Annotated in this window: 3 protein-coding genes; 2 read left to right on the top strand and 1 reads right to left on the bottom strand. The window is 76.1% G+C overall.

All coding sequences use genetic code 11. The features are described 5' to 3' along the window. Nucleotides 1-482: phosphotransferase family protein (locus DY240_RS22595; protein WP_147375452.1), on the top strand; the 482-nt coding region annotated here is incomplete at its 5' end. Between the two features lie 12 nt (nt 483-494). Further along, on the top strand, nt 495-788 hold the full coding sequence (locus DY240_RS22590) for a UBP-type zinc finger domain-containing protein (RefSeq protein WP_119662068.1): 294 nt from the start codon (nt 495-497) through the stop codon (nt 786-788). On the opposite strand, the gene DY240_RS22585 is transcribed toward DY240_RS22590, so the two are convergent. Beyond that, on the bottom strand, nt 783-1,147 hold a 365-nt coding region (locus tag DY240_RS22585), incomplete at its 5' end, for a universal stress protein (protein ID WP_147375451.1). The two genes, DY240_RS22590 and DY240_RS22585, sit on opposite strands and share 6 nt — an antisense overlap.

The following is a 1,147-nucleotide window of genomic DNA, read 5'->3' as shown; positions in this document are numbered from 1 at the left end:
GGCTGGCCGCGGCCTGGCGCGACGGCGCCGAGCTGCTCGGCGCGCTGACCGCGCGGGCCGCCGTCCTGGGCGCACGGCTGCGCGACCGGCCGGCCCGCGCGGTGGTCTGCCACACCGACGGCCACCTGGGCAACGTGCTGCTCGGCGACGACGCGGTGTGGCTGATCGACTGGGACGACGCGACGCTGGCCCCGCCCGAACGCGACCTGATGTTCGTCGTCGGCGGGCTGCCCGGCTACGCGCCGGTCGGCGAGCGGGAGCTGCGCTGGTTCGCCGCCGGATACGGCGCCGTCGAGGTCGACGCGGACCGGCTGGCCTACTACCGAGCCGTTCGCGCGCTCGCCGACCTCACCGAGTTCGCGGCGGAGCTCCTCGACCCCTCCGGCGACCGTGCCGATCGCGAGTTCGCGCTGTCCGTCGTCCGCGGCGAGCTGGCCGGGCGCGGGCTGGGCGCGCTCGCCGTCGGCGACCGGAGCGCGTGAGAGCATGGCCGGATGAGGACCTGTACGCACCTGGACACCGTCCGCGAGGTGACCCCGTCGGGCGACGGATGCGTCGAGTGCCTGCGCGACGGCGGCCGCTGGGTGCACCTGCGGCTGTGCATGGCCTGCGGGCACGTGGGCTGCTGCAACAGCTCGCCGGGCAAGCACGCGACGGCGCACGCCCACGAGCACGCCGACCACCCGCTCATCCGGTCGTTCGAGCCGGGCGAGGACTGGTGGTACTGCTACCCCGACGAGCTGACGTTCGAGGTGGAGGGCCAGCAGCCGGCGCCGTCACACTCATGAGTCGTTGACGATCACGATGCTGCAGCGGGCATGCCGCCACAGCTCCTGACTGGCGCTGGCCTCCATCAGCGCGGCCAGCCCGCCGTGGCTCGGCGTGCCGATGACGATCGCCCGGGCACCCACCCGGCCGGCGTGCTCGGCGATCAGGCGGCCCACGGCACCGTGGCCGGCGGCGCCGTGCAGCACGTGCCCCACGGCCGGGACGCCCAGGGCGGCGACCTCGTCCAGCCGCTGCCGGACGGCGGCCCGCGCGGCCGCGTCGTCCTCGGCCTCGGCCGCGCCGTCGCCGGCGACCGCGAACTCCTGCGCGTGCAGGACGTCGACGGTGCGCCCGTTCAACGTCGCCAGCCGGGCGGCCA

The organism is Jiangella rhizosphaerae (assembly GCF_003579925.1).
GTDB lineage: Bacteria > Actinomycetota > Actinomycetes > Jiangellales > Jiangellaceae > Jiangella > Jiangella rhizosphaerae.
Note: the sequence above shows the minus strand (reverse complement) of the source record. Positions and strands in the feature narration are given on the sequence as shown.